The sequence below is a fragment of the Pseudomonas sp. BMS12 genome (genome assembly GCF_001592875.1).
Lineage (GTDB): Bacteria > Pseudomonadota > Gammaproteobacteria > Pseudomonadales > Pseudomonadaceae > Aquipseudomonas.
Genome location: NZ_LSOF01000035.1, coordinates 1 through 357 on the forward strand (window position 1 = coordinate 1; position 357 = coordinate 357).

At 62.2% G+C, this 357-nt stretch carries 1 protein-coding gene; it reads left to right on the forward strand.

Annotated elements, in window-relative coordinates:
• A partial coding sequence (locus AYB31_RS21900; RefSeq protein WP_201787437.1) for a hypothetical protein occupies window positions 1-357 on the forward strand: 357 nt, incomplete at both ends.

Genomic DNA, 357 nt, shown 5'->3' on the forward strand with positions numbered 1-357 from the left:
AGGAATATCAGGTCTACGGCGCAGCGCAGCCGTTCACCTCGGTGGCTGATGCGCAGTTGCTGCAAACGGTTTCGCGGGGCACCAAACAGTTCACGGTGACGGGGCTGACCCGTAACGAAACACGCTATTTCGCTGTGCTGGCCGTGGATCTGCAGGGGCTCAAACAGGCGGCGGTGACCTCGATCGCGGTCACACCTGAGGACATCCAAGCCCCCGAAGATGCCACAGCGCTGCAAGTGCAGCCAGGTGCCGACCAGTTGGTTCTGAGCTGGCAGGCCAGCGCCAACCAGGCCAATGATTTGGCGGGTTATGCCCTGTACATCGGCGCCAACGGCGAGCAACGCATCGAGATGCCGC